18 protein-coding genes are annotated in these 20,747 nt (G+C 45.7%); 4 read left to right on the top strand and 14 right to left on the bottom strand.

Annotation, left to right across the window (positions count from 1 at the left end):
* Nucleotide 1 precedes the first annotated feature (1 nt).
* Nucleotides 2-1,744, bottom strand: coding sequence for a GGDEF domain-containing protein (locus GQF01_RS23560; protein ID WP_161409100.1), 1,743 nt, complete (start codon nucleotides 1,742-1,744; stop codon nucleotides 2-4).
* 191 nt (nucleotides 1,745-1,935) lie between these two features.
* Between GQF01_RS23560 and GQF01_RS23555 the strand changes: the two genes are divergently transcribed.
* Nucleotides 1,936-3,522, top strand: a complete 1,587-nt coding sequence (locus GQF01_RS23555; RefSeq protein WP_161409099.1) for a response regulator — start codon at nucleotides 1,936-1,938, stop codon at nucleotides 3,520-3,522.
* Here the strand turns inward: GQF01_RS23555 and GQF01_RS23550 are convergent.
* The 6 genes from GQF01_RS23550 to GQF01_RS23525 all read right to left on the bottom strand — a co-directional run bounded on the left by GQF01_RS23550 (nucleotide 3,515) and on the right by GQF01_RS23525 (nucleotide 8,479).
* Nucleotides 3,515-3,763: a hypothetical protein gene (locus GQF01_RS23550; protein WP_161409098.1), complete on the bottom strand. Its 249-nt coding sequence runs from the start codon at nucleotides 3,761-3,763 to the stop codon at nucleotides 3,515-3,517. The two genes, GQF01_RS23555 and GQF01_RS23550, sit on opposite strands and share 8 nt — an antisense overlap.
* A gap of 357 nt (nucleotides 3,764-4,120) precedes the next feature.
* Nucleotides 4,121-4,780 (bottom strand): phosphate signaling complex protein PhoU, encoded by a 660-nt coding sequence (gene phoU, locus GQF01_RS23545; protein WP_161409097.1) that lies wholly within the window; start codon nucleotides 4,778-4,780, stop codon nucleotides 4,121-4,123.
* Between the two features lie 24 nt (nucleotides 4,781-4,804).
* A complete protein-coding gene (gene pstB / locus GQF01_RS23540) occupies nucleotides 4,805-5,578 on the bottom strand; it encodes a phosphate ABC transporter ATP-binding protein PstB (protein ID WP_161409096.1) in 774 nt (257 codons plus the stop codon).
* 3 nt (nucleotides 5,579-5,581) lie between these two features.
* A complete protein-coding gene (gene pstA, locus GQF01_RS23535; RefSeq protein WP_161409095.1) occupies nucleotides 5,582-6,439 on the bottom strand; it encodes a phosphate ABC transporter permease PstA in 858 nt (285 codons plus the stop codon).
* Nucleotides 6,436-7,374 carry a phosphate ABC transporter permease subunit PstC gene (gene pstC / locus GQF01_RS23530; RefSeq protein ID WP_161409094.1) on the bottom strand — a complete coding sequence of 313 codons (939 nt, stop codon included), beginning with the start codon at nucleotides 7,372-7,374 and terminating at the stop codon, nucleotides 6,436-6,438. The genes pstA and pstC overlap by 4 nt, the downstream gene beginning before the upstream one ends.
* 181 nt (nucleotides 7,375-7,555) lie before the next feature.
* Nucleotides 7,556-8,479 carry a phosphate ABC transporter substrate-binding protein gene (locus tag GQF01_RS23525; protein ID WP_145659411.1) on the bottom strand — a complete coding sequence of 308 codons (924 nt, stop codon included), beginning with the start codon at nucleotides 8,477-8,479 and terminating at the stop codon, nucleotides 7,556-7,558.
* 288 nt (nucleotides 8,480-8,767) lie between these two features.
* Between GQF01_RS23525 and GQF01_RS23520 the strand changes: the two genes are divergently transcribed.
* Nucleotides 8,768-10,747, top strand: coding sequence for a methyl-accepting chemotaxis protein (locus GQF01_RS23520; RefSeq protein WP_161409093.1), 1,980 nt, complete (start codon nucleotides 8,768-8,770; stop codon nucleotides 10,745-10,747).
* A gap of 155 nt (nucleotides 10,748-10,902) precedes the next feature.
* Here GQF01_RS23520 and GQF01_RS23515 read toward each other — a convergent pair whose 3' ends face one another.
* Both GQF01_RS23515 and GQF01_RS23510 read right to left on the bottom strand, forming a co-directional pair.
* A complete protein-coding gene (locus tag GQF01_RS23515; protein ID WP_161409092.1) occupies nucleotides 10,903-11,742 on the bottom strand; it encodes an MBL fold metallo-hydrolase in 840 nt (279 codons plus the stop codon).
* Between the two features lie 112 nt (nucleotides 11,743-11,854).
* The gene (locus GQF01_RS23510; RefSeq protein ID WP_161409091.1) at nucleotides 11,855-13,150 is read right to left on the bottom strand and encodes a hemolysin family protein; all 1,296 of its coding nucleotides are present in this window, start codon (nucleotides 13,148-13,150) and stop codon (nucleotides 11,855-11,857) included.
* Between the two features lie 155 nt (nucleotides 13,151-13,305).
* Between GQF01_RS23510 and GQF01_RS23505 the strand changes: the two genes are divergently transcribed.
* On the top strand, nucleotides 13,306-14,067 hold the full coding sequence (locus GQF01_RS23505; RefSeq protein ID WP_161409090.1) for a DUF1836 domain-containing protein: 762 nt from the start codon (nucleotides 13,306-13,308) through the stop codon (nucleotides 14,065-14,067).
* Between the two features lie 62 nt (nucleotides 14,068-14,129).
* Here the strand turns inward: GQF01_RS23505 and motB are convergent, their stop codons facing one another.
* The gene (gene motB, locus GQF01_RS23500; RefSeq protein ID WP_161409089.1) at nucleotides 14,130-14,936 is read right to left on the bottom strand and encodes a flagellar motor protein MotB; all 807 of its coding nucleotides are present in this window, start codon (nucleotides 14,934-14,936) and stop codon (nucleotides 14,130-14,132) included.
* Nucleotides 14,933-15,727: a flagellar motor stator protein MotA gene (gene motA, locus GQF01_RS23495; protein ID WP_161409088.1), complete on the bottom strand. Its 795-nt coding sequence runs from the start codon at nucleotides 15,725-15,727 to the stop codon at nucleotides 14,933-14,935. The genes motB and motA overlap by 4 nt, the downstream gene beginning before the upstream one ends.
* A 337-nt stretch (nucleotides 15,728-16,064) precedes the next feature.
* On the opposite strand from motA, the gene GQF01_RS23490 reads away from it, so the two are divergent.
* Nucleotides 16,065-16,928, top strand: a complete 864-nt coding sequence (locus GQF01_RS23490) for an aldo/keto reductase (protein ID WP_161409087.1) — start codon at nucleotides 16,065-16,067, stop codon at nucleotides 16,926-16,928.
* 782 nt (nucleotides 16,929-17,710) lie between these two features.
* On the opposite strand, the gene GQF01_RS23485 is transcribed toward GQF01_RS23490, so the two are convergent.
* The 3 genes from GQF01_RS23485 to GQF01_RS23475 are packed head-to-tail and all read right to left on the bottom strand — an operon-like array spanning nucleotide 17,711 to nucleotide 20,697.
* Nucleotides 17,711-18,457: a LutC/YkgG family protein gene (locus GQF01_RS23485; RefSeq protein WP_161409086.1), complete on the bottom strand. Its 747-nt coding sequence runs from the start codon at nucleotides 18,455-18,457 to the stop codon at nucleotides 17,711-17,713.
* Nucleotides 18,450-19,967 carry a LutB/LldF family L-lactate oxidation iron-sulfur protein gene (locus tag GQF01_RS23480; protein WP_161409085.1) on the bottom strand — a complete coding sequence of 506 codons (1,518 nt, stop codon included), beginning with the start codon at nucleotides 19,965-19,967 and terminating at the stop codon, nucleotides 18,450-18,452. Before GQF01_RS23480 ends, GQF01_RS23485 begins: the two co-directional genes overlap by 8 nt.
* Nucleotides 19,954-20,697: a (Fe-S)-binding protein gene (locus GQF01_RS23475; protein ID WP_161409084.1), complete on the bottom strand. Its 744-nt coding sequence runs from the start codon at nucleotides 20,695-20,697 to the stop codon at nucleotides 19,954-19,956. Before GQF01_RS23475 ends, GQF01_RS23480 begins: the two co-directional genes overlap by 14 nt.
* Nucleotides 20,698-20,747 lie beyond the last annotated feature (50 nt).

Raw genomic sequence — 20,747 nt, 5'->3', positions numbered from 1 at the left:
TTTACCCTATATTTTGAAAATAATAAATGCTGCCTGGGTAGGCCTTTGCTTTCTTTTTGAGCACAGCCGCTGTTTGTGAAATATGTTCAAGTGAAATGGGAGATTCACAGCTGCAAACGACTAATGACAGCGACAGTGTGACTCCCTCGCTTTTAACCTTGTTGCCGCTCCTGTCCCACACATACTCCCAATCCTCATCTTCATAAAACATCTTCACGCCCATTTCGAACCTGCGAATCATTTCCTGACACAGAAGCTCAGGCTCATCCGTAGAAGAAATCGCGATAAAATCATCGCCTCCGACATGCCCCACAAAATCAAGCGGGTTCCCGCAAACGGAGATCGCCTGCTGCATAATATCCGCCGTATATTGAATAAGTTGATCCCCTTTTTGAAAACCGAACCTGTCGTTGAACCATTTGAAATAGTCCAGATCCGCATACACAACATGGAAAGGCTTATTCTCATGAATCCGTTTATTCAATTCCCGGTTAATTTGCAAATTCCCCGGCAAGCCAGTGAGTGGATTGGCCACGCGAGCCGACTCCATCCGGACATTGGTTATGCTCTCTAGAATAGATCTGATTGAAGCAATACCTGCCATCTTCCCACTACTTGTAATGATTACAAGGTCATATAAATGATGAATCGACCGCGAAGTTGCCATCTGGGACACTTGCTCGACTGAAATAAACTCGTCCACGATGAGCGGCGAGTCGTCCATGACACTGTCAACCGTCCGATTCCAAAATAAAGAGAACGCGTATTGCCCCGCTAACTGCTGGAACAAGCGATCTCTCATCATGAGGCCGACTGGTACTTCTTCACTAACGATGACTGCTCCTACAGATTCTTGATTCTTTTTGAAATAATCCGCCACTTCCGATATAGGCACTTTCTTGTCGAACACTTTCACAGGTGTTTTCAGATCGCCAATCGCCCAGGTCATATGGCCTCCTTGTACTTTGCGCTGCTGCCAAATCAACATCTTCAAGCTGTCCTGAATCGTAGCAGCATCCGGTTGCGGTCTGCCCAGCAAAAAGCCTTGGGCATAATGTACGCCAAGCCTCGCCAATTTGGTCAGTTCATCGACATGTTCAATGCCTTCAGCGATCAAAGAGATGTTCATTTTTTGTGCAAAAGTAACGAATGTTTCCAATATGTACTCTTTTACTTTGTTGATATGGATATCCTGGATGAGAGATCGGTCAATCTTGATAAAATCCGGCTGAAGCTCGGCAATGGCCTGCATAGACGAATACCCCGCGCCAGCATCATCGATCGCAATCCGATACCCTTGTTTCCGGTAATGCGCCAATATTTTTTGGGCTAGGGAGAAATCCTCAATGGAGGTTCTTTCTGTTATTTCAAAAACGACATTGCTTGGCCGAAGTCCGTGTTTCTGTAGAATTTCCAACGTTTTCCCCGGAACAAACCCAGGATCATACAGCACATGCGAAGAAATATTAATAAAAAGCAATTGCTGCGGATGTTCCAAAATTGACCCCTGTATGGCCTTCTCGCGAGCTAGCTGCTCAAGCTTATAAAGCTCACCGTGCTGTTCTGCGAATTGAAACATCGTTAACGGCGAGTGAAAGTTACTATCCTTGGGACCACGAATTAGTGCTTCATACCCCATTACTAGGCCATCTTGCATAGAAACAATAGGCTGATAGACAGAATATATGGAACCTTTTTCAATGATATCGTAAAATTGGAGGAGCTCTTCTGACTGAATACCCATGTCCATCATCCCTTGCGTCTTTAAGTTTACTCTCAGTCTATCAAACCAAATGGCAGGCTTTATTATCAATATGTAAAATGTGTGTAAAGAGTTTAAATAAAAAAGAGGGAATTGCCCTTTTGCCACGAAAAAATAGAAGGACGATTGCTAGGTGCGTACAAGCGCTTGTACAAGCACGGAAAGGATTTGAAATGGAACAACAAGTCAAAATCTTGGCGGTAGATGACCGCTACGAGAACTTGCTGGCTCTGAATAGCATTCTGGCCTCTTCCCACTATGACGTTATTTCTCTGCAATCGGGTGAGGAAGTTCTTCGATATTTGTTAAAGGAACCCGCCGATCATATCGCTGTCATTCTAATGGATGTACAAATGCCGGGTTTAAGCGGCTTTGAAACGGTTGAGCTGATTAAACAGCGCAAAGCCTGTCAGGATATTCCTATCATCTTCTTAACGGCTCTCAGTACATCGATAGAGCATGTATTAAAAGGATATCATGTAGGGTCAATTGATTATTTATTCAAGCCTGTTCATCCCGAAATGCTGCGTATGAAAGTCGATGCTTTCGTCAATATGCATTTGGGACACCAGAAAATCAAATATCAAAGTGAGCTCCTGCACAAACGGACGCTTGATCTCGAAGAAACGAACCGCAAACTGGCGGAAGCCGAGGAGAAGCTGAAACAGCAGAATTCGCTATTAGAACAATGGGTCGAAGAACGGACTACGGAACTAGTCGATGCCCATGAGAAGCTGCTGAAGTCCCAGGACCATTTCAAGAAAATGTTCATGCTCTCCCCTTCTTTGATGGCCATCCGCCGTCTGCCGGATCTTACTTATATCGAAATAAATGAAAGCTGGAAGCAATATACGGGGTATGGCGATGAGATCATTGGCACCAATATGGATTTATTGCGCACGGATTCCGGGGAATCAACTAGCTGCGATGAGGTCATCCATAACTGCAAAGTGAAATATGAAACCAAATCCAAGGAGACTCGGACAGCACTTCTGTCTACGGAGATCATCGATATCGAAAATGAGAGCTGCTTGCTTCAAGTGGCTGTCGACATTACGGAGAGCTTGCGTTTCGAGACGGAGATGGCTCGTCTTGCTCAGCTGAATTTGGTCGGGGAAATGGCGGCCGGCATCGCCCACGAAATTCGCAACCCGATGACGACGATTCGCGGATTTTTGCAATTGTTTCGTGAAAACGATCGCAATATGCAAAAAGAGTATATTCCGATTATGCTCGAGGAGCTGGATCGGGCTAACGAAATCATTACCGAGTATTTGTCGCTGGCCAAAAATAAACAATCCCATCAACAACCGGATCAAATTAACCGGATCATCGAAATGCTCCTTCCACTTATCCAAGCTGAAGCCGTCATGTCAGGCAAGCACGTTCAGTTCCAATTCGTAGATTGTCCTGTTATTCATCTTGATGATAAAGAAATGCGGCAGCTTATTCTCAATATGTGCATGAATGGGCTTGAGGCCATGACGATTGGCGGAACGCTTACGATCCAAACCTTCGAAGAAAACGGATATGTTGTCTTGTTGATATCGGACGAGGGGACAGGCATTGATGAGAAGCATCTGGAGAAGCTTGGACGCCCTTTCTTCACCACGAAGGATGAAGGCACAGGTCTTGGTTTAGCCATTTGCTATAGCATCGCTGCTAGGCACAAGGCCTCCATAGAGGTCCAATCTAGTTCGGAGGGGACGACTTTTCTTATCCGTTTCCCTATTCCTGTAGATACAATCGATCCTAATTAGGATTGATTATGCTGACTATTGTATGCCAGCTCCGCTCCGCAGGAGCCGCGGCATTCAGCGAACCGATTGGCAGGGAGGCAGGATAGACCGTAGAACTAAGCGGGTTCCGCTTGGTTTTACGGTCTTTTTTGATGGGCAATTCCTCTACGGAGTGCCATACTTTAATCGAGCCTTGGTAACCGGGCAACGGAGTAGATTGATTACTGTATGCAACGCCGATTACTCCTGCTATTATCTTCATTTGAACCACTTTTGTGTCATTAAATGGAATTTCTCCCGCTAATCTCACCAATTTCAGCTCGAACCCGCCGCAAGCGATGATTTAGATGGAGTTTATACCGCTATTTCGTCCGAATGCCCCGTGCAGCACAAAATAACGGGAGATTTTCCATCTACTTCGACTGAGACTGTGGGAAATACGACCACTTCCACTATTCCAATCCTCCTCCACCTCACCTGCCACAAACAAATTTCAAAAACCTATCGGCCGTGGATAACGAACTCTAGTACCAATAAAAAAGGCTCCCCGAAAGTAGTAATTCTACTCTGGACAGCCTATTTTCTTTATTATTCTATCATTCTACCATTCATAATAACCTTACACGTTCAAATCTTTGCGCTTCCCAGTCACCATATAAATAACGCCTTCACCAATATTCGTTGTGTGATCCGCTACCCGCTCCAGGAAGTGGGCAACCAGCAGCAAGTGAGTCAACTGGCGATTCCGGTGGTAATCGGAATTCATCATACCCATCAGCTCTGTCATTACAGTGCTGTACATTTTATCTACACGATCGTCCTTCTCAGCCAGCGCCGCAGCACGGTGAACATCGCGCTCTGTATAGGAGAGCAAGCTTTCTTGCAGCATCTCAATGGCGATATTCGCCATTTGGGGAATCGTTTCGAGAGGCTTCACAAGTTCTTCTCCCGCGAACCGAATTGTAATCTTGGCGATGTCTACCGCATGATCAGCAATACGTTCCAAATCAATGGCAATTTTGAGTGCAGTGCTAATAATGCGCAGATCACTCGCCATAGGCTGCTGCAAAGCAATGAGACGCAGCGACAGTTCATCAATCCTCGTTAAATAATCATCGATCTGATCGTCATTGTTAATCACTTGCTGCGCGGCCTTCTCATCGAGAGTTGCCAAGGAATTAACGGACGTTAGAATCAATTCCTTAACACTTTCCCCCATCTCAAGTAATTCTTTTTGCAGCAAAGTTAATGATTGATGAAACCCGGGTCTTGCATCCATGTACGTTGCCCCTTCCAGTAGTGGTTAGCCGAATCTTCCTGTGATGTAATCTTCGGTGCGTTGATCATTCGGGTTTGTAAAGATTTTATCTGTTTTGTCAGTTTCGACTAAAACGCCATTTAAGAAAAAGGATGTCATATCGGAAATCCTAGCTGCTTGCTGCATGTTGTGTGTAACGATAATGATCGTATATTTGTCTTTCAGGGTTTGTGTAAGTTCTTCAACCTTCAATGTTGAAATTGGGTCTAAGGCAGAAGTCGGCTCATCCATCAGTAATACATCTGGTTCAACTGCGAGCAAACGTGCGATACATAAACGCTGTTGTTGCCCACCCGACAATCCAAGTGCGGATTTGTTCAAACGGTCCTTAACTTCATCCCATAGCGCAGCTTGTACAAGACTGCGTTCCACGATTTCATCAAGCAAAGCTTTTTTCTTGATCCCGTGAATGCGCGGGCCATAAGCAATGTTGTCATAGATGCTCATTGGAAAAGGATTCGGGCGTTGGAACACCATACCCACGCGCTTACGCAATGAGACGACATCAGAATCAGAGCCATAGATGTTATGACCGTCTACAGCGACATTTCCTGTAATACGAACACTGTCAATCAAATCATTCATCCGGTTCAAAGTACGCAGGAACGTTGATTTTCCACAACCTGACGGCCCAATCAATGCCGCGATACTTCCTTTTTCAATCGACAAGTCGATATCGTGAAGTGCATGATTTTCGCCATAAAATAAATTCAATTTTTCTGCTTTGATCTTTGTTTTTGTCATGGTTGAAGTCGCCATTGTTTATTTCCCCCCGGAAAGTCTTTTTTGTAAGATTCGGCTTGGTATGCTGACCAGCAGGTTAAAGATAAGTACGACGATCAGGAGCAGTGCGGCACTTCCCTTAGCAATTTCTTTTGCATCTGGAACCAGCGCTTCAGCCCCGACATACCAAAGATGAACCGATAACGTCTCTCCCATGTTCAGCGGGTTGAAATCTGGGAAGAACCGGGAAACCGATAACCCAGCTGTGTAAATAAGAATCGCGGATTCACCTAATGCACGACCAGCAATCAGCGTGATGCCTGTAATCAAGCTAGGCAATGCAGCTGGAATAAGTACTTTACGAATCGCCTGCCACTTCGTTGAACCTAGTGCCAAGCTTGCTTCCCAATAGGACTCAGGAACCGTGCGGATCGATTCTTCTGTAACCCTGACCATGACTGGTAAGTTCAGCAGGGCAACCGTCGCCGCGCCACCGATAATGGAAAACTTCAGCCCGAGCAAATTGGCGAAAAGCAAGAATCCAAACAATCCAAAAACGATGGAAGGTACAGAAGACAAAGCCTCAACAGAAATACGGACAAGATCTGTAAACCAATTTTTTTGTGCGTAAATGGCTAAGTATATGCCCGAAAACAATCCGATTGGAATGGAGATCAAGAGTGACAAGAACAAGACATAGAAAGAGTTGAACAATTGGGGCCCTACGCCGCCCCCCGCTTTAATCTCTTCTGGCTTGCCGAAGATAAAATGCCAGGACAGATGAGGAATGCCATCCCCCAAAATCCGAATGAGAAACCAAGCCAAAATCCCTATGATAACAATGCCTGATGCCCAAAAATATACCGTAGCAATCCGGTCTGTTGATTTACTTGTCATTTCACTTCACTCCTTTTTGCAACAACGCGAATGATGATGATTAAGGATAAGGAGATCACAAGTAAAAGCAGCGCCATCATGTATAACGCATTGTTCCATGTTGATCCGTAGTTCGTATTCCCCATGTCCTTGACGATTGCCGTTGTTAATACCGTTGTAGAATCGAGCAATGATTTTGGCATTTGTGGCGAGTTACCAATTACCATGAATACAGCCATTGTTTCTCCGATTGCACGGCCCATCCCAAGAATGATTGCTGTTAAAATGCCCGGTCTAGCTGCCGGCAGCAACACGCGCCACATCGTTTGCCAGCGTGTTGCTCCAAGCGCTAGAGAAGCTTCCTCCAGACGACCAGGAAGTGCGCGGATAGCGTCCTCTGAGATGGAGAGAATAGTTGGTAGAATCATAATTGCTAATATAATAGAAGCAGGCAGTATGCCGTAAGCGACATCGCCGGTTAATTTACCTAAGAAAGGCACAATGACGGTTAACCCGATCAAACCGTACACGACAGATGGAATCCCTACGAATAGATCAGTCGCAGGACGCATGATTTCGCGCATCCATTTTGGAGCGATTTTGGCCATGAATAAAGCGCCCGACAAAGCCAGCGGAACTGAAATGACGACGGAAACAAGCGTCATCAGCAAGGTGCTGTATAAGAAAGGAAACGCTCCGAATTTATTCGAACCTGGTGTCCAGTCCGTCGAGAAGAAAAACTCCAAGGGACTTACTCCTTGAAAAGTCTTGATCCCCTGCATCCCTACGAAAACAATGATTGAGAAAATAATCGCCGATACAAGAGCAGCACTAATGACAAACACCCATCGCATGATGCTGTCTTGTCTATGTTGTCCTCGGGTCCACTTAGAAACTATTGGACGGCTTTTGCTGTCTGAACTCGCATTTGATAGTTTGTCTGCTACGGAATTCATTGGGTTAATCCCCCTTTATTTAATACCACATGCCCTAACATGTCATACTGTTATGATAGGACATGAATGTCATTGCATCGTTAATGAATTGTAAAGGCAATGTAAAAGTTTCGTGTTCTTCAGGTCTAAAGCAGCAAAAAGAGCGCCCGCATGATGCGAACGCCCTAGTTGAGAAATCCAATTATTTTTTAAGCAAATCAGCAGGCAAGAATTTCAAATCACGAACTTGTTTACCTTGGAATTCTTTTGTGGACATATATTCGATGAATGCTTTAGCTGGATCTTTAGCTTCACCTTTTGTATACATGTGCTCAACACCAAATAGTTTGTAAGTACCGTTTTTGATGTTCTCTTCGGAGAAAGCTACGCCGTCAATTTTCAACGCTTTAACTGTATCGTCGATGTAAGGAGTATCTACATAACCGATGGAACCGGATTGACCAACAACAGCTGTTTTCATAGCACCGCTGTTTTCTTGTGTAATACCGTCTTTAGTGAAGTCTTTACCATCAAGAATGATTGTTTTTACAAGTGTACGGGAACCAGAGCTATCTGGACGGTGTACAAGAACGATTTTCGCATCGTTACCGCCAACGTCTTTCCAGTTCGTGATTTTGCCCATGTAAATATCAGCAGCTTGTTGTTTTGTTACGTTCTCAACTTTAACATCTTTGTTAACGATGAATGCGAAAGGAGCGATTGCTACTTGGTGGTCAACAAGACCTTTATCTTTATATTCAGCACCTGGCTCAACGTCGGAGTTACCGATATCGGAAGTACCGTCAGCTACGTTTTTAATTCCTGTTCCTGAACCACCAGCTGTAACGTTAATTGTTACTTTTGGGTTCTTTTCCATGAACTCAGTTGCTGCTTGTTTAACTAGTGGAAGCAATGCGCTTGAACCAGAAGCAGTGATTGTACCAGTAAGTTCTGTTTTAGGCGTATCAGAAGGCTTTGCAGACGCTGTAGCAGCTGTAGTTGCAGCAGGTGTTGCGGAAGCAGCTCCGTTTGTTTCTGTTTTTGCTCCGCATCCAACCAATGACCCCATCATTAATACCGCGGATAGAGATAATGTAATTCCTTTTTTCGACATGAACTTGAACATAGTCAGCATGTCCTCCTTTTATTTTATGTTGCTTCTCTGGTTAGTTTCGATTTCCTTGTTTGTCCCTCGCAACTAACTTACAAATACATCGTAACAATCGAATGTAAATTCCAAACCCATGAAACGTAAACGTAATGTAAAACTTTTTCATAGGACTTTCGATAGAGTTGTATGGTTAATTTTACATCTTATTTACACAGTTCGACGCTTTAGTTAATAGAAGTCTCCTATATTTATAAGTAGAAACAAGAAACGCGTCATATCTTGTCTATTTATGGAGGGATGAATGTGAGCCGGTTATTTTTCTTCAATATGACCATGCGTTCCAAATTAATTGTCAGTTTCAGTGGGGTGCTCTTGATTTTTCTAGCTGTTGCTTATTTCAATCTTCATCAGGTTAGCCAAATCAAACAACATATGAATGATCAGAATGACAAGGTCCAGCTGAAAGTTATGGCGTTGGAATTAAAGGAAATGGTTCAAGACATGAACATAATTGCTTCTGGACTTGAGATTTCGAAGAAACCCGAATACATATTTAAATACAATGCCAAACGCCAGCCTTTCAATGATTATATTAAAAAAATAGGGGATACCGCGGTTACGCCCGATCAGCAAAAATGGCGCAGCCAGTTAATACAAGCCTCCGTTGACTACATTAATAACTTTGATTCTGCTGCCAAAATGATTCAGGTCAATAATGGTACAAGTACGAAGGATTTAGAAATCAACCTCATGTATTTGTACAATGAGTCTCAGGATCTGAAAAATGTGATCTTTGATCTAGTCGATAAGTTCTATGTGACCTATGCGGAGTCAGCCGATCAGGCCATCGTCTCCTCCACCAAAGCTTTGGATAGCACGAGTCTGGTTATGACGTATGTTTCCATTGTCGTGCTAGTGATTACGGTTTTGATCGCTTTCTTATTGATTCGTTCATTTATCCGTCCGATTCAAAGACTGCAGAAAGCCGTTTCGCTTATCGCGGCAGGGGATTTGACCCATACGATCAATGCGACTTCCAAAGATGAGCTCGGTCAGCTCAGCCAAAGCTTCGATCATATGATTCGCCAGGTGCGTCATATGCTTTATGCAACCAAACAAATCGCTTCCTCTTTAAGCGATCACTCGCATGAATTTCATCGCTTCTCTCAGCTTACGGCGTCTGCCAATACGGACATCTTGAAAGCGATCAATGAAATTTCACAGGGGGCCGATGAACAGGCCATGCAAACAGAGTCCAGTTCGCTCATCATTACAGAGCTGGAAGAAGAGATTCGGGACATTACCGCGTATACCTATGAAATGATAAAAGCGAGCGATGAAGCCGCAGCCGGTACGCTGCAAGGCACAGGTTATGTCCGGGCGCTGAAGATATCGTCCGAACAGTCGCAGGAAGTGCTGCACAAAGTCGATGCAGCGATGCAGACCGTAGCCGCCAGCTCGAAGCAGATTGGCGCCATCACACGTTCGATTACGGAGATATCGACGCAAACGAACGTCCTGGCCCTGAATGCCGCGATTGAAGCGGCAAGGGCCGGCGTGCACGGCCGCGGCTTCTCCGTCATCGCGGATGAGGTTCGTCACCTGTCGCAGCAGACGAGCGACTCGTCCAAGACAATCAGCGGCATTACGCAGGCGCTGCAGAAACAAATCCAAGAGCTGCAGAGCTCGCTCTTGGAAGCGAAGGATTCTGCGGTTACCCAGAATCATCGTGTCGCTGATACGCTCAGCTCCTTCGAGAGTATCGAGCATTCCATGACTGGGATCAAGGAGCAGATTGAGCACATTCATTCGAAAATCGAACAAGCTCGTTCCAAGAACGATCAGCTTGTTGGCTCCGTGCAGTTCGTGGCGGCGATCGCCCAAGAAACAGCAGCTGGTGTGGAAGAAGTCAACTCGACGTCCATTCAGCAGGATGCCTCCATCCGCCGCATTGCTGAAGAGTCGGATGACATTCTCGCTTTGGCTAACCGGTTATTCACGGAGATTAGTAAATTCCAGATAACCGAAACTGATGAAGAACTAGTTGATGAATCTGTCCACACAGCTATAGATCTTTCAAGTGTCGATGAAGGCACCCTAGTTAACAGAGATAAGGACGAAGACGGACAAAATAAAGATGGTCAGGTTGAGGCTGCTTTCACAGGAATTAATAAGGACGAAACTGTCAAAGAAGCTGCTGATCATTCTCGGGATCTGACAGCCGATACGAAGACAGCAGACGCAAATACGAAGGATAAAAAAGAGCCTGTACTTATCGGGTAACCGAAGAACGGGCTGCCCCAAGAAGTTAACAATAGAGGCTCTCCCTCGGTCACATGATGACTTTTGGGAGAGCCTCTTTTCACGCGGTAGGCACTTGCTGCGCTATAATAAATGGAAATCCTCCCGTTAATTTGCAGAGCTTGTCCTCCAAAGCGCTAATGCACGAAACGCCCTTCCTCCGGCACAGCAACTTCGTCAAAATGCTCTGCCAAGTACGTCAATTGATTCGTCAATTCCTCATCACGCATCGGTTTGCCATGTCCCGTCACAGCCAAGCTTGGACGAAGCTCATTCAACTTTTTGACAGATGCTGCGGCAGCTTCCCAATCCGTCGTAGCATATTTCGGAGGACCACTAATTTCCTGCGTCTGAAGAAGTACCCGGTAGAGCGACTCCTGTTTCACAGTGACAAAGGCATCACCAGCGATTAAGGAGCGGTCTTTTTCCCGAAAAAGTGATATATGCCCTGGCGTATGCCCCGGGGTATGTATCCATTGCCAGTCAGGCAGCCCAGGAATGGTTCCATCGGCCTGTAACGCCTTCACCTGATCCCCGAGGTTGATGCCGTGATTCGGAAATAGCGGAGAAAGCTCACTAATGAGTCCCCCATTCACTGTGGAATCCCCTTCAGGGTAGTTCGCTTTACCTGTTAGGTAGGGGATTTCCTGCTCATGCGCATAGACAGGTACATCCCAACGTTCAAGCAGCTCCGCGATTGAGCCGACATGATCGAAGTGTCCATGCGTCAAAATAATTCCCTGCGGCTTCGTCATCGTGCCAAAACGATCCTCTGCCAATTGAATAATAGTGTCTGAGGCATGTGGCATCCCGGCGTCGACTAAAAACCATGTCTTCGATTTGCTGGTCGGATTGCCAATCAAACATATGTTAACAAACTGAATACAGTAGCAATAAATATCAATGCTCACTTCTTGACCTTCTCCGCTTGATACCGTCGTTATCGGGATATGCGTGTGTTCATAGGTAGTATCCAATTTGTCTTACTCCTTTGCTGATGAATTTCTATTATCATCCCCTTTACTGATTCGGATTATCTGAACAAATAGAAGAAAGACCAACCCGCATATGGCAGGTCGGCCTTATCGCTTATATTTGTTGCGGAAGTTTTTTGATAATCTCGATTTTACGAATGCGGTTGTGCTCTCTCTCCCGTACGATAAAGGTCAAATCCCCATAATCCCAAGGCTGGCCTTTCTCTAGTTCAGGTTGTTTACTATAAAGCCATCCACCAATAGAGTCGACTTCTTCATGCTCTATTTTGGTTTCAAGATAATGATTAACTTCATCCACGAGCGCGGTTCCTATAATCAAGAATCGGTTCGTATCCAGTGATTCAATATCCCGCTTCTCATCCTTATCGAATTCGTCACGAATCTCACCGACAATTTCCTCAAGGATGTCCTCGATGGTTATTAAACCGGCAGTACCACCGTACTCATCGAGTAGAAGCGCAATATGCACCTGTTCTTTCTGCATCTTCTTAAGCAGCTGCTTAATGGGCATGACATCAGGCACGGTCATTACAGGCTGCAGCAACGATCCAAAATCAAAATTAGGGTTATTATCATAATTCAAGAAAAACTGCTTGGTATTCACAATCCCAATAATATTGTCCTTATTCTCTTTGGCAACAGGAAAACGGGTATATTGTTCACGCTTAATGATCTCCAAATTTTCTTTCAATGGCTTGTTAGCATATAAGCAAACCATGTCAGTCCGCGGTATCATGATTTCGCGCGCCAACAGCTCATCAAATGTAAAAATTCTGTCTGTGTAGCCGTATTCTGTTTTATTAATTTTCCCGCTTTGATAACTTTCATGAAGAATAAGGCGGATCTCTTCCTCGGAGTGAGCTTCTTCATGTTCGCTGGCAGGCTTCATTCCGAGCATTTTGATCATAGCATTCGCAGATCCGTTTAACAGCCAAATGAATGGATACATCACTTTGTGGAAAATAACAATGATAGGTGCTGTTACTACTGCGATTTGTTCCGCTTTTTGAATCGCAAGAGACTTTGGCGCAAGCTCACCAAGTACAACATGAAGATAAGTCATCAAAACAAAAGCGATACCAAAAGATAAGATGTGTGACAAGCTATCGCTTATGGTTAATATTTCAAATAAAGGATGCAGTAATTTCTCTACCGTCGGCTCACCTAACCAACCAAGGCCGAGCGCTGTAATGGTAATACCCAGTTGGCAGGCAGATAAGTACGCATCTAGATTAGTTGTTACCTTCTGCACGGCAAGCGCATTCTTGCTGCCTTCAAGTACCATCTGTTCGACACGGCTCGGGCGGAGTTTAATAATGGCAAATTCTGTAGCTACGAAAAAAGCGGTTAATAATATGAGTAAAGCGATTAAAAATAGATTCAAAACCATGGCAACTCATCCTTTACGAACTGAATTATTCTTATAACAAGTTCTTATGAACTATTCTAGTATATTATTATTAAATAAACAATTTTGACATGACTTAAACCGTATTTTATTATAAATTCATAAGAACGGTTCGAATTCGGGTGAGGTGACGTCAAATGGAAACATTAACTTTTAGACGCAAAGATATGGCTGATTTAATGTTGTCCTTGAGTGGTCATCTAGAGAAATCACCTCTGGCTATCCTGCAAGACACATGGCGAATTCAGCATGAGAGTGATCTTGAACAGGGTAAATCGATGTCCGCCTTTCTTTCAACGACACTTCCTCCCTTGATGGAGAAAATGATTAAGTCCAATATTAAGCCGGCTTTCTCCTTAAGCGATATCGCCACGCTCGGTACACAAGTAGAGTTTACTCAATTTAGTGTTACCTCTATTCAGAACTGGGTGAAACGTGATTTCAAGGAATTGATTGGACTTCCTGAGGATGGGAAGAAATATTCCCTTCAACAAGTGGCTTTGTTTTTCATTATTGAGGACCTAAGATCTTCCTTGGACTATGAGTCCATTCGTCAATTGTTCCACATCTTATTCCGTTCCGCGTCATCTAGCTGCGATGAACAAACCATCAGCCCTCTTGCGTTCTATTCCGTCTATGCGGAACTTTATGAAGTGTTAGATGCTCGTTACAGGAATTTCGCAGGAAATAGTCAGGATTTTATCTCCAAATGGGATCAAATGTTGGATGAAGCAGCACATGAATATGCCGTTTCACATTGCCCGCATGCGAATGCCAAGGAACAGGAAATGCTCAAAAATGCCATCCATGTAGCTATTATTTCCGTACATTCGTCCAGCTTTAACTCTTTGGCAAGACGATATGTTAACGGTATGGTTTTTCTGCACAACTTTAAGTAAAGATCTAGACACAAAAAGGCCAAGAACCATTCATCGGTTCTTGGCCTTTCTCGCGTATAGACTTATTTCGCAATCTCATCCGTTGCCTTAATATTGCGCAGAATGCTGACTTCCACCCTGCGGTTCTTGGCGCGGCCTTCTGTTGTGTCATTCGATGCAATTGGGCGGTATTCCCCGTAGCCAACTGAGGAGTAAGAGGAAGGGTCGATTTTACCATTATTCAGTAAGATCTTCATGAAATTAACGGATCGTTTGGCACTCAAATCCCAATTTGTTTCAAAATCCGCTCGGTGAATCGGGATATTGTCCGTATGCCCTCCCACCTCAACCTGATAGCCTGGGTAACTCGCCAGCATACCTGCAATGGAAACTGCCAGCTTCTGAGAATCTTGCTTCATGGTTGCAGATCCGGAATCGAACAACGCGCGATCACTGATCGTTATCGTCAGTTTCTCGTTATCAAGTTTCGTTGTTAACTGCTCATTCAACTGATTTTCTTTGATGAAGGCATCCATGCTTTTCTTCAATTCTTCCAGATCTTTTTCTTCCTTTTGCAGCTTGGCAGCCAGTTGACTGTCCGTATGACTCTGCTCCTTCGTAGGCGGGTTCTGATTCTTGTTGTCGTTCTTGGTGGAGCTCGCCGCGTCGTCAATCGGGATTAAATTGGATACCGCGAATGGCGCTTCTCCCCCCGTAAACGCATTGTTTAAGGACCTCATAATGGAGTTGTATTTCTTCGAATCCAACTGACTGGATGCAAATAGAATGATAAAAAGAGCTAGAAGCAAAGTAAGCAAATCCGCATAGGGAATGAGCCAGGATTCATCAACGTGCTCTTCGTGTTCCTCATGCTTCTTCTTTTTACTCACTGCGCCGCGTCCCCTTTCGCTTCTTCGTCAAACGCTGCGCGATCGCTATTCGCTACGAAGATCATCATTTTTTGCTTCACAGAGTTGGCAGATACACCCGATTGAATCGACAGCAAGCCTTCGACCACCATGAGTTTAATTTCAACTTCTTTCTTCGACTTCTGCTTGAGCTTGTTCGCGAAAGGGTGAAAAATAACATAACCAAGGAAAATCCCGAACATCGTCGCAACGAATGCTGCAGAAATCAAATGCCCCAGTTTCTCTACTTCACTTAAATTCCCCAGGGCAGCAATCAAACCTACTACGGCGCCAAGAACGCCAAGTGTTGGTGCATATGTACCGGCTTGTGTAAAAATTCCAGCGTATTTCTTATGTCTTGTTTCCATTTCTGCAATATCCTCAAGCAGTACGTCGCGCACGAAATCAGGATCATTCCCATCAATAATGAGCCGCATCCCGCTTTTCATAAAAGGATCCGCCAGCTCTTCTGCTTGCTTTTCCAGTGAAAGAAGGCCTTCACGACGTGTAATGGATACCCATTCGATGAAGGTATTGATAAGTTCTTTTTTAGGCATTAATTTTTGTTCGGTAAAAATAATCTTCAATAATTTCGGAATTTTTTTCATGTCCTCTAATGAGAACGCGATAAACAAGGCTGAAGCCGTTCCTCCGAAAATAATAAGTGCAGCTGCTGGGTTCAATAACGCCACCAAACTTGCCCCTTTTAACACCATGCCCACACCAACCGATATAAGCGCTAAAACAATGCCAATCAATGATGATTTCTCCATATGCCAGACTCCCTCTTTCTATAATAATAAAAGCCACGTATAACCCATTCCATAATTCGACAAATAGTTCGTCTATGTACATAATGATAGGTTTATTTGCTATAAATTACAATCTTTTTTGATAGGGAAAATAGGACTTTAGTCGTGTATTTTTTGTGAATGTGAAAAGGGAATGACGAAATCTGGCGTCCCTCTCTTACCTAATTTATACTTAAGATGAGATAACTCCTGCTTAAATCGATATCAGCAAATTTGAAGGAAGTTGGTATGATCTGGCAGCCTTTTAGGAAACGATAGAAAAGAAGCAAGCAATCTTCATACATAAGGAGAGATGAACGTGGAGAAACGAATGTTCGGCCGGACGGGGCAGCAATTCTCGCTGCTTAGCTTTGGCGCACAACGCATCGTAGACGAGCACAACTGTACGGAAGATGAGGCTATTGCGATCGTGAATCGCGCGATTGACGAAGGCATCACTTATTTCGATACGGCACCGAGTTATTCGAAAGGCCAATCCGAAGAAAGACTGGGCAAAGCGTTAGCGCTGCATGGCCGCAGAAACGATGTCTGGATTGCGACCAAAACGAACGAGCGCACGAGAGACGGCTCTATGAAGCTGCTCGAAGCCAGTCTCAAAAGGCTGCAAACGGATCATGTGGAAGAATGGCGCTTGCACAATATTATGACGATGGAAGAGCTGGACAAGTGTTTTGCCAAAGGCGGCGCTCTGGAAGCACTGATTGAAGCAAAAGAACAAGGCTTGATCAAACATATCTCGATCAGCGGACATACGAACCCACGAGTTCAGCTCGAAGCGATTGATCGGTTCCCGTTCGATAGCGCGCTTGTGGCTCTCTCAGCCGCTGACCACCTCGTATACAGCTTCGCACATGAGTTTCTGCCGAAAGCAAACGAGAAGGGCATTGCCGTGATCGGCATGAAGGTAATGGCGCTAGGCAAGCTTGCTCCGTGGTACGAGAAGGCGCTGCAGTACACGCTCTCTTTGCCGATTTCCACAGCAATTGTCGGCATGGAATCGATGGAGCAGCTAGAGAAAAATCTAGCCATAGCCAAGAGCTTCAAACCAATGACTGAGCTCGAACAGCTGTCCTTCCTGAAAGAGATCATGCATCTGGCTAATCCAGAGGTGCTGCGCTGGAAATCAACCGACTGGGTGTCGGGGGAATGGTACGTTCGTTAAATAAGCACATGAAAAGGGAGCTAAGCGGCATGGATACGCTAGCTCCTTTTTCATGTGCTTTTGGCTTTATGATTGGATGTTGGATGTTGGATGTTGGATGTTGGATGTTGGATGTTGGATGTTGGATGTTGGATGTTGGATGTTGGATGTTGGATGTTGGATTTTCGATTTTCGATTTTCGATTTTCAAATTTTGGAATTTGTTTTTTGGCTAGCTTTACGATCTTCGCTTACTTGGGCTAAGCTTTGAAGCGGAGCAAAATGCTAACGGACAAGGGAGGCTCTATTTGAGGGAAATGAGGCATTCAGCATTTCTAACGGACACAGGAGCAGTTATTCACTCATTTCCTCTCATTTTGTTATCGTTTAATCCTTAATAACGATCATGGAGTCCGTTAAAGATAAAATGTAACCCTTTTATCGTAAATAACGGCCGTGGTGTCCATTACTGATGGAATAACAAGAAAAGAGGCTGCCCCCAAATCTTTCCTGGTTGGGACACCCTCTTTTCCTTATTCCAATGCATATCGCTGTTGCGACAGGAACTACAGGCCGTTATTTATGCCAAATAGGCTGATTTCAAGAGCAGGAGGGAACTCAGGGGTCTTATTTGTCCTCCAAACAGCAAAGCCCGCTTGGAATCCATTATTGTTCAAATAAAGGACCGTAGTTCCCTTTCACTCGCAAAAGTGTTGATCCCCACAGAAATAAAGGACCGTAGTTCCCTTTCAAAGGCGAGCGTGTCCATGATACGGATCATTGTGCAGCAATAGCCTCTTCACGTTATTCAATAATTAACGCATAAACGATACCAGGACCATGCACGCCAATGGTCAAATCGTTCTCAATATCGGCTGACCGGCTCGGACCCGATATAAAATGAATGCCTGCCGGACGCTCGCCTAAGGCAAGTTCGTCATATGGACGCAGAACTTCGCCAAGCTTCGTCCGCAGGTGCTCCACAGGGATGATCGCGATGAACGTCGTTGGGAGCAGACTGACACTTCTGCCTCGCGTAGCGTCAGACGTGACGACTAACGAGCCCGTGTAAGCTACCGCATGCTCGACAGCTACGATACCGATATCTGCGCCAGCGGCCTTAGCGACTAGTTCATCTTTGGCAGCGGCGGTAGCATCTTGCGCGTTCCACACGGTGATGTTCGTTTCCGTGCCGGCGGAGAGACCTGCACGCAGCACTTCCAACTCCGGCTGATCCTGTATAATCAGATTCTTCGCTTGTGTTTTCGCGATAAAATCTATAATGAAGGCTTCCGCTTCTGCCATACCTGACAATCGGTACGTGTGCCCGCCTGCTTTTTGCCAGTTCGCCATGAACAGTTGAATACGCTCCTCCAGCGGGAGGTTGACGTCTTCCCAAAATGCTGGAGCTCCCTTCATCGGATGTGCGGGAGCATTCACCAGCGGCTTAACTCGGCCAAGTCGGGTTGAAATATTAGCAAAGAAACCTTCTTGCTTTTTGAGAGCTTCTTCGTGCAATTGCTGCAGGAATGCTGGATCTGATTTAGCCATGATGATGTCCTCCTCCGCCGGTTCTGCGATCAGCCACAAGCTTCTCCATACGCGCTTTCATGACAGCATCCAGCTCAGGGAATGTGCCTTCCAGCTCCTGTTCGATGTCTTTCCACGACTCACGGAATGTCTTCTTTGCCATGCTTGGCGCATAACGATACGAGTTCCAGCCTTTGAGCGGACCAATCCGCGCTTTAATATGACCGTCACGGACGAGCAGCTTTTGCCCGATGCGACCAAGCTTAATGAGAGCCTTCACGCGCTTGGCATCGGACATGAGGAAATTAAAGCCCTTCATCCCCATTTTCTCGGCAAAATCCGTCGAGCCCCGCTCAACTTTACGCTGGCGAAGATAGACGAGCATATCGTGCAGCGGAATTTTGACTGGACATGCCTCATAGCAGGCCCCGCAAAGGCTTGAGGCATTGGCAATGTCGTCCCACTGGTCGACATTCTTGTTCAAAGCCGGCGTAAGCACGGCCCCGATTGGGCCGCTGTACACGCCGCCGTAGGCATGTCCGCCGATATGGCGGTACACAGGGCAAGCGTTCAAGCAAGCTCCGCAGCGAATACAGTTCAGCAGTTCCTGGAACTGCGGATCGCCGAGCTGGAGCGAGCGCCCATTATCAAGGATGATGATATGCATCTCCTCGGGGCCATCGCCATCCTGCTGACGCTGCGGCCCGGAAATAACGGACATGTAAACGGTCAGTTTCTGTCCAGTAGCCGAGCGAGGCAGCAGCGTAGCCATAACTTCGAGATCGTCCAGCGTAGGAATGATGCGTTCCATCCCCATGTACGTGATCTGTGTCTTAGGAATCGTGCTGACCATCCGCGCATTACCTTCATTCTCAAAAAGCACCATCGAACCTGTTTCAGCAATGGCAAAATTACAGCCCGTCATCCCGATGTCCGCTTCAAGGAATTTCTCGCGCAGCTTTCTTCGTACATAGCCGGCCAAAATCCCCGTATCGGGTTCCAGCTTCTCCCCTGCGTCTTCGGACAGCAGATCAGCGATCTGGTACCGGTTTTTGTGAATCGCCGGGATAATGATATGCGAAGGTGTTTCGCCCGCAAGCTGAATGATATATTCACCCAGGTCTGTCTCAATAGCTTCTACACCGATTTGCTCAAGCGCACGGTTGATGTGCAGCTCCTCGGACACCATCGATTTGGACTTCACCGCGCTTTTGGCCTTCTTGTGCTCGGCAATTTGCATCGTTAGTCTAACCGCGTCAGCCGCATCGGCAGCGAAATGAACGTGCACGCCCTGCGCCCTTGCATTTTCAACAAATTTGCCAAGATAGTAGTCGAGGTGAGCAATCGTATGCAACCTTATTTCCCGTCCGCGTTCACGCCACTCTTCCCAATTGCCATGCTCGGCGGTAGCTGCCAGCTTCCCGTTCTTCAATCGTTCCGTTGTGAACTTCACCGCATTGCGCAAAAAATCATTATTCAGCGCAATCTTGGATCTATCCTTCACCGATCCGCTAGATTTATGCTCGCTCATGGGCAAGTTTCACTCCCTCAGCCAATAATTCCGCCAGATGCATCACCTTGACAGGCTTTCCGCGAAACGATAAATTACCGGCAATATTCATTAAACAGCCCATGTCGAGCCCAACGAGCACTTCGGCTTCCGTCTCTAGGACGTGATCGGATTTCTCAGAGACCATCGCCCCGGAAATATCGCACATCTTCACCGCAAAAGTCCCCCCAAAGCCGCAGCAATCCTCAGCATGAGGAAGCGGCAGCAATTCCATGCCGCGAACATGTTGCATCAGCTGCATCGGTTCAGCCTTAACCCCAAGCAGCCGGCTGCCGTGGCAGGAAGGATGATAGGTCACTTTATGTGGGAATACAGCCCCTACATCTATAACCCCTAACACTTGTACGAGGAACTGTGTGAATTCATAGGTTTTCTCAACAAGCCGGTTAGCGCGTGCTAGATTCACAGGATCATTTTCAAAAAGCTTCGGATAATAATGGTGAATCATACTCGTACAGGAACCCGAAGGCGATATGACAAAATCGCTGTCTTCAAAAGCCGAGAGCAAGGTCATTGCGGAGCCTCGCGCCTCATCCCAGTAACCGCTATTGAAGGCGGGCTGGCCGCAGCAGGTCTGCATCGCCGGGAAGTCTAGCTTGACTCCGTATTTGGCAAGTAAATGAACGATAGACTCGCCGACCTTGGGATAAACAAGATCGCTGAGACACGTTATGAACATCGATACTTTCATGTTGCAGCTGACTCCCTTCCTGCATCGTTCCCCCCACAGAGGCAGGTGGC

Source organism: Paenibacillus silvestris (genome assembly GCF_009882985.1).
GTDB lineage: Bacteria > Bacillota > Bacilli > Paenibacillales > NBRC-103111 > Paenibacillus_E > Paenibacillus_E silvestris.
This window is presented reverse-complemented; position numbering and strand designations above follow the sequence as displayed.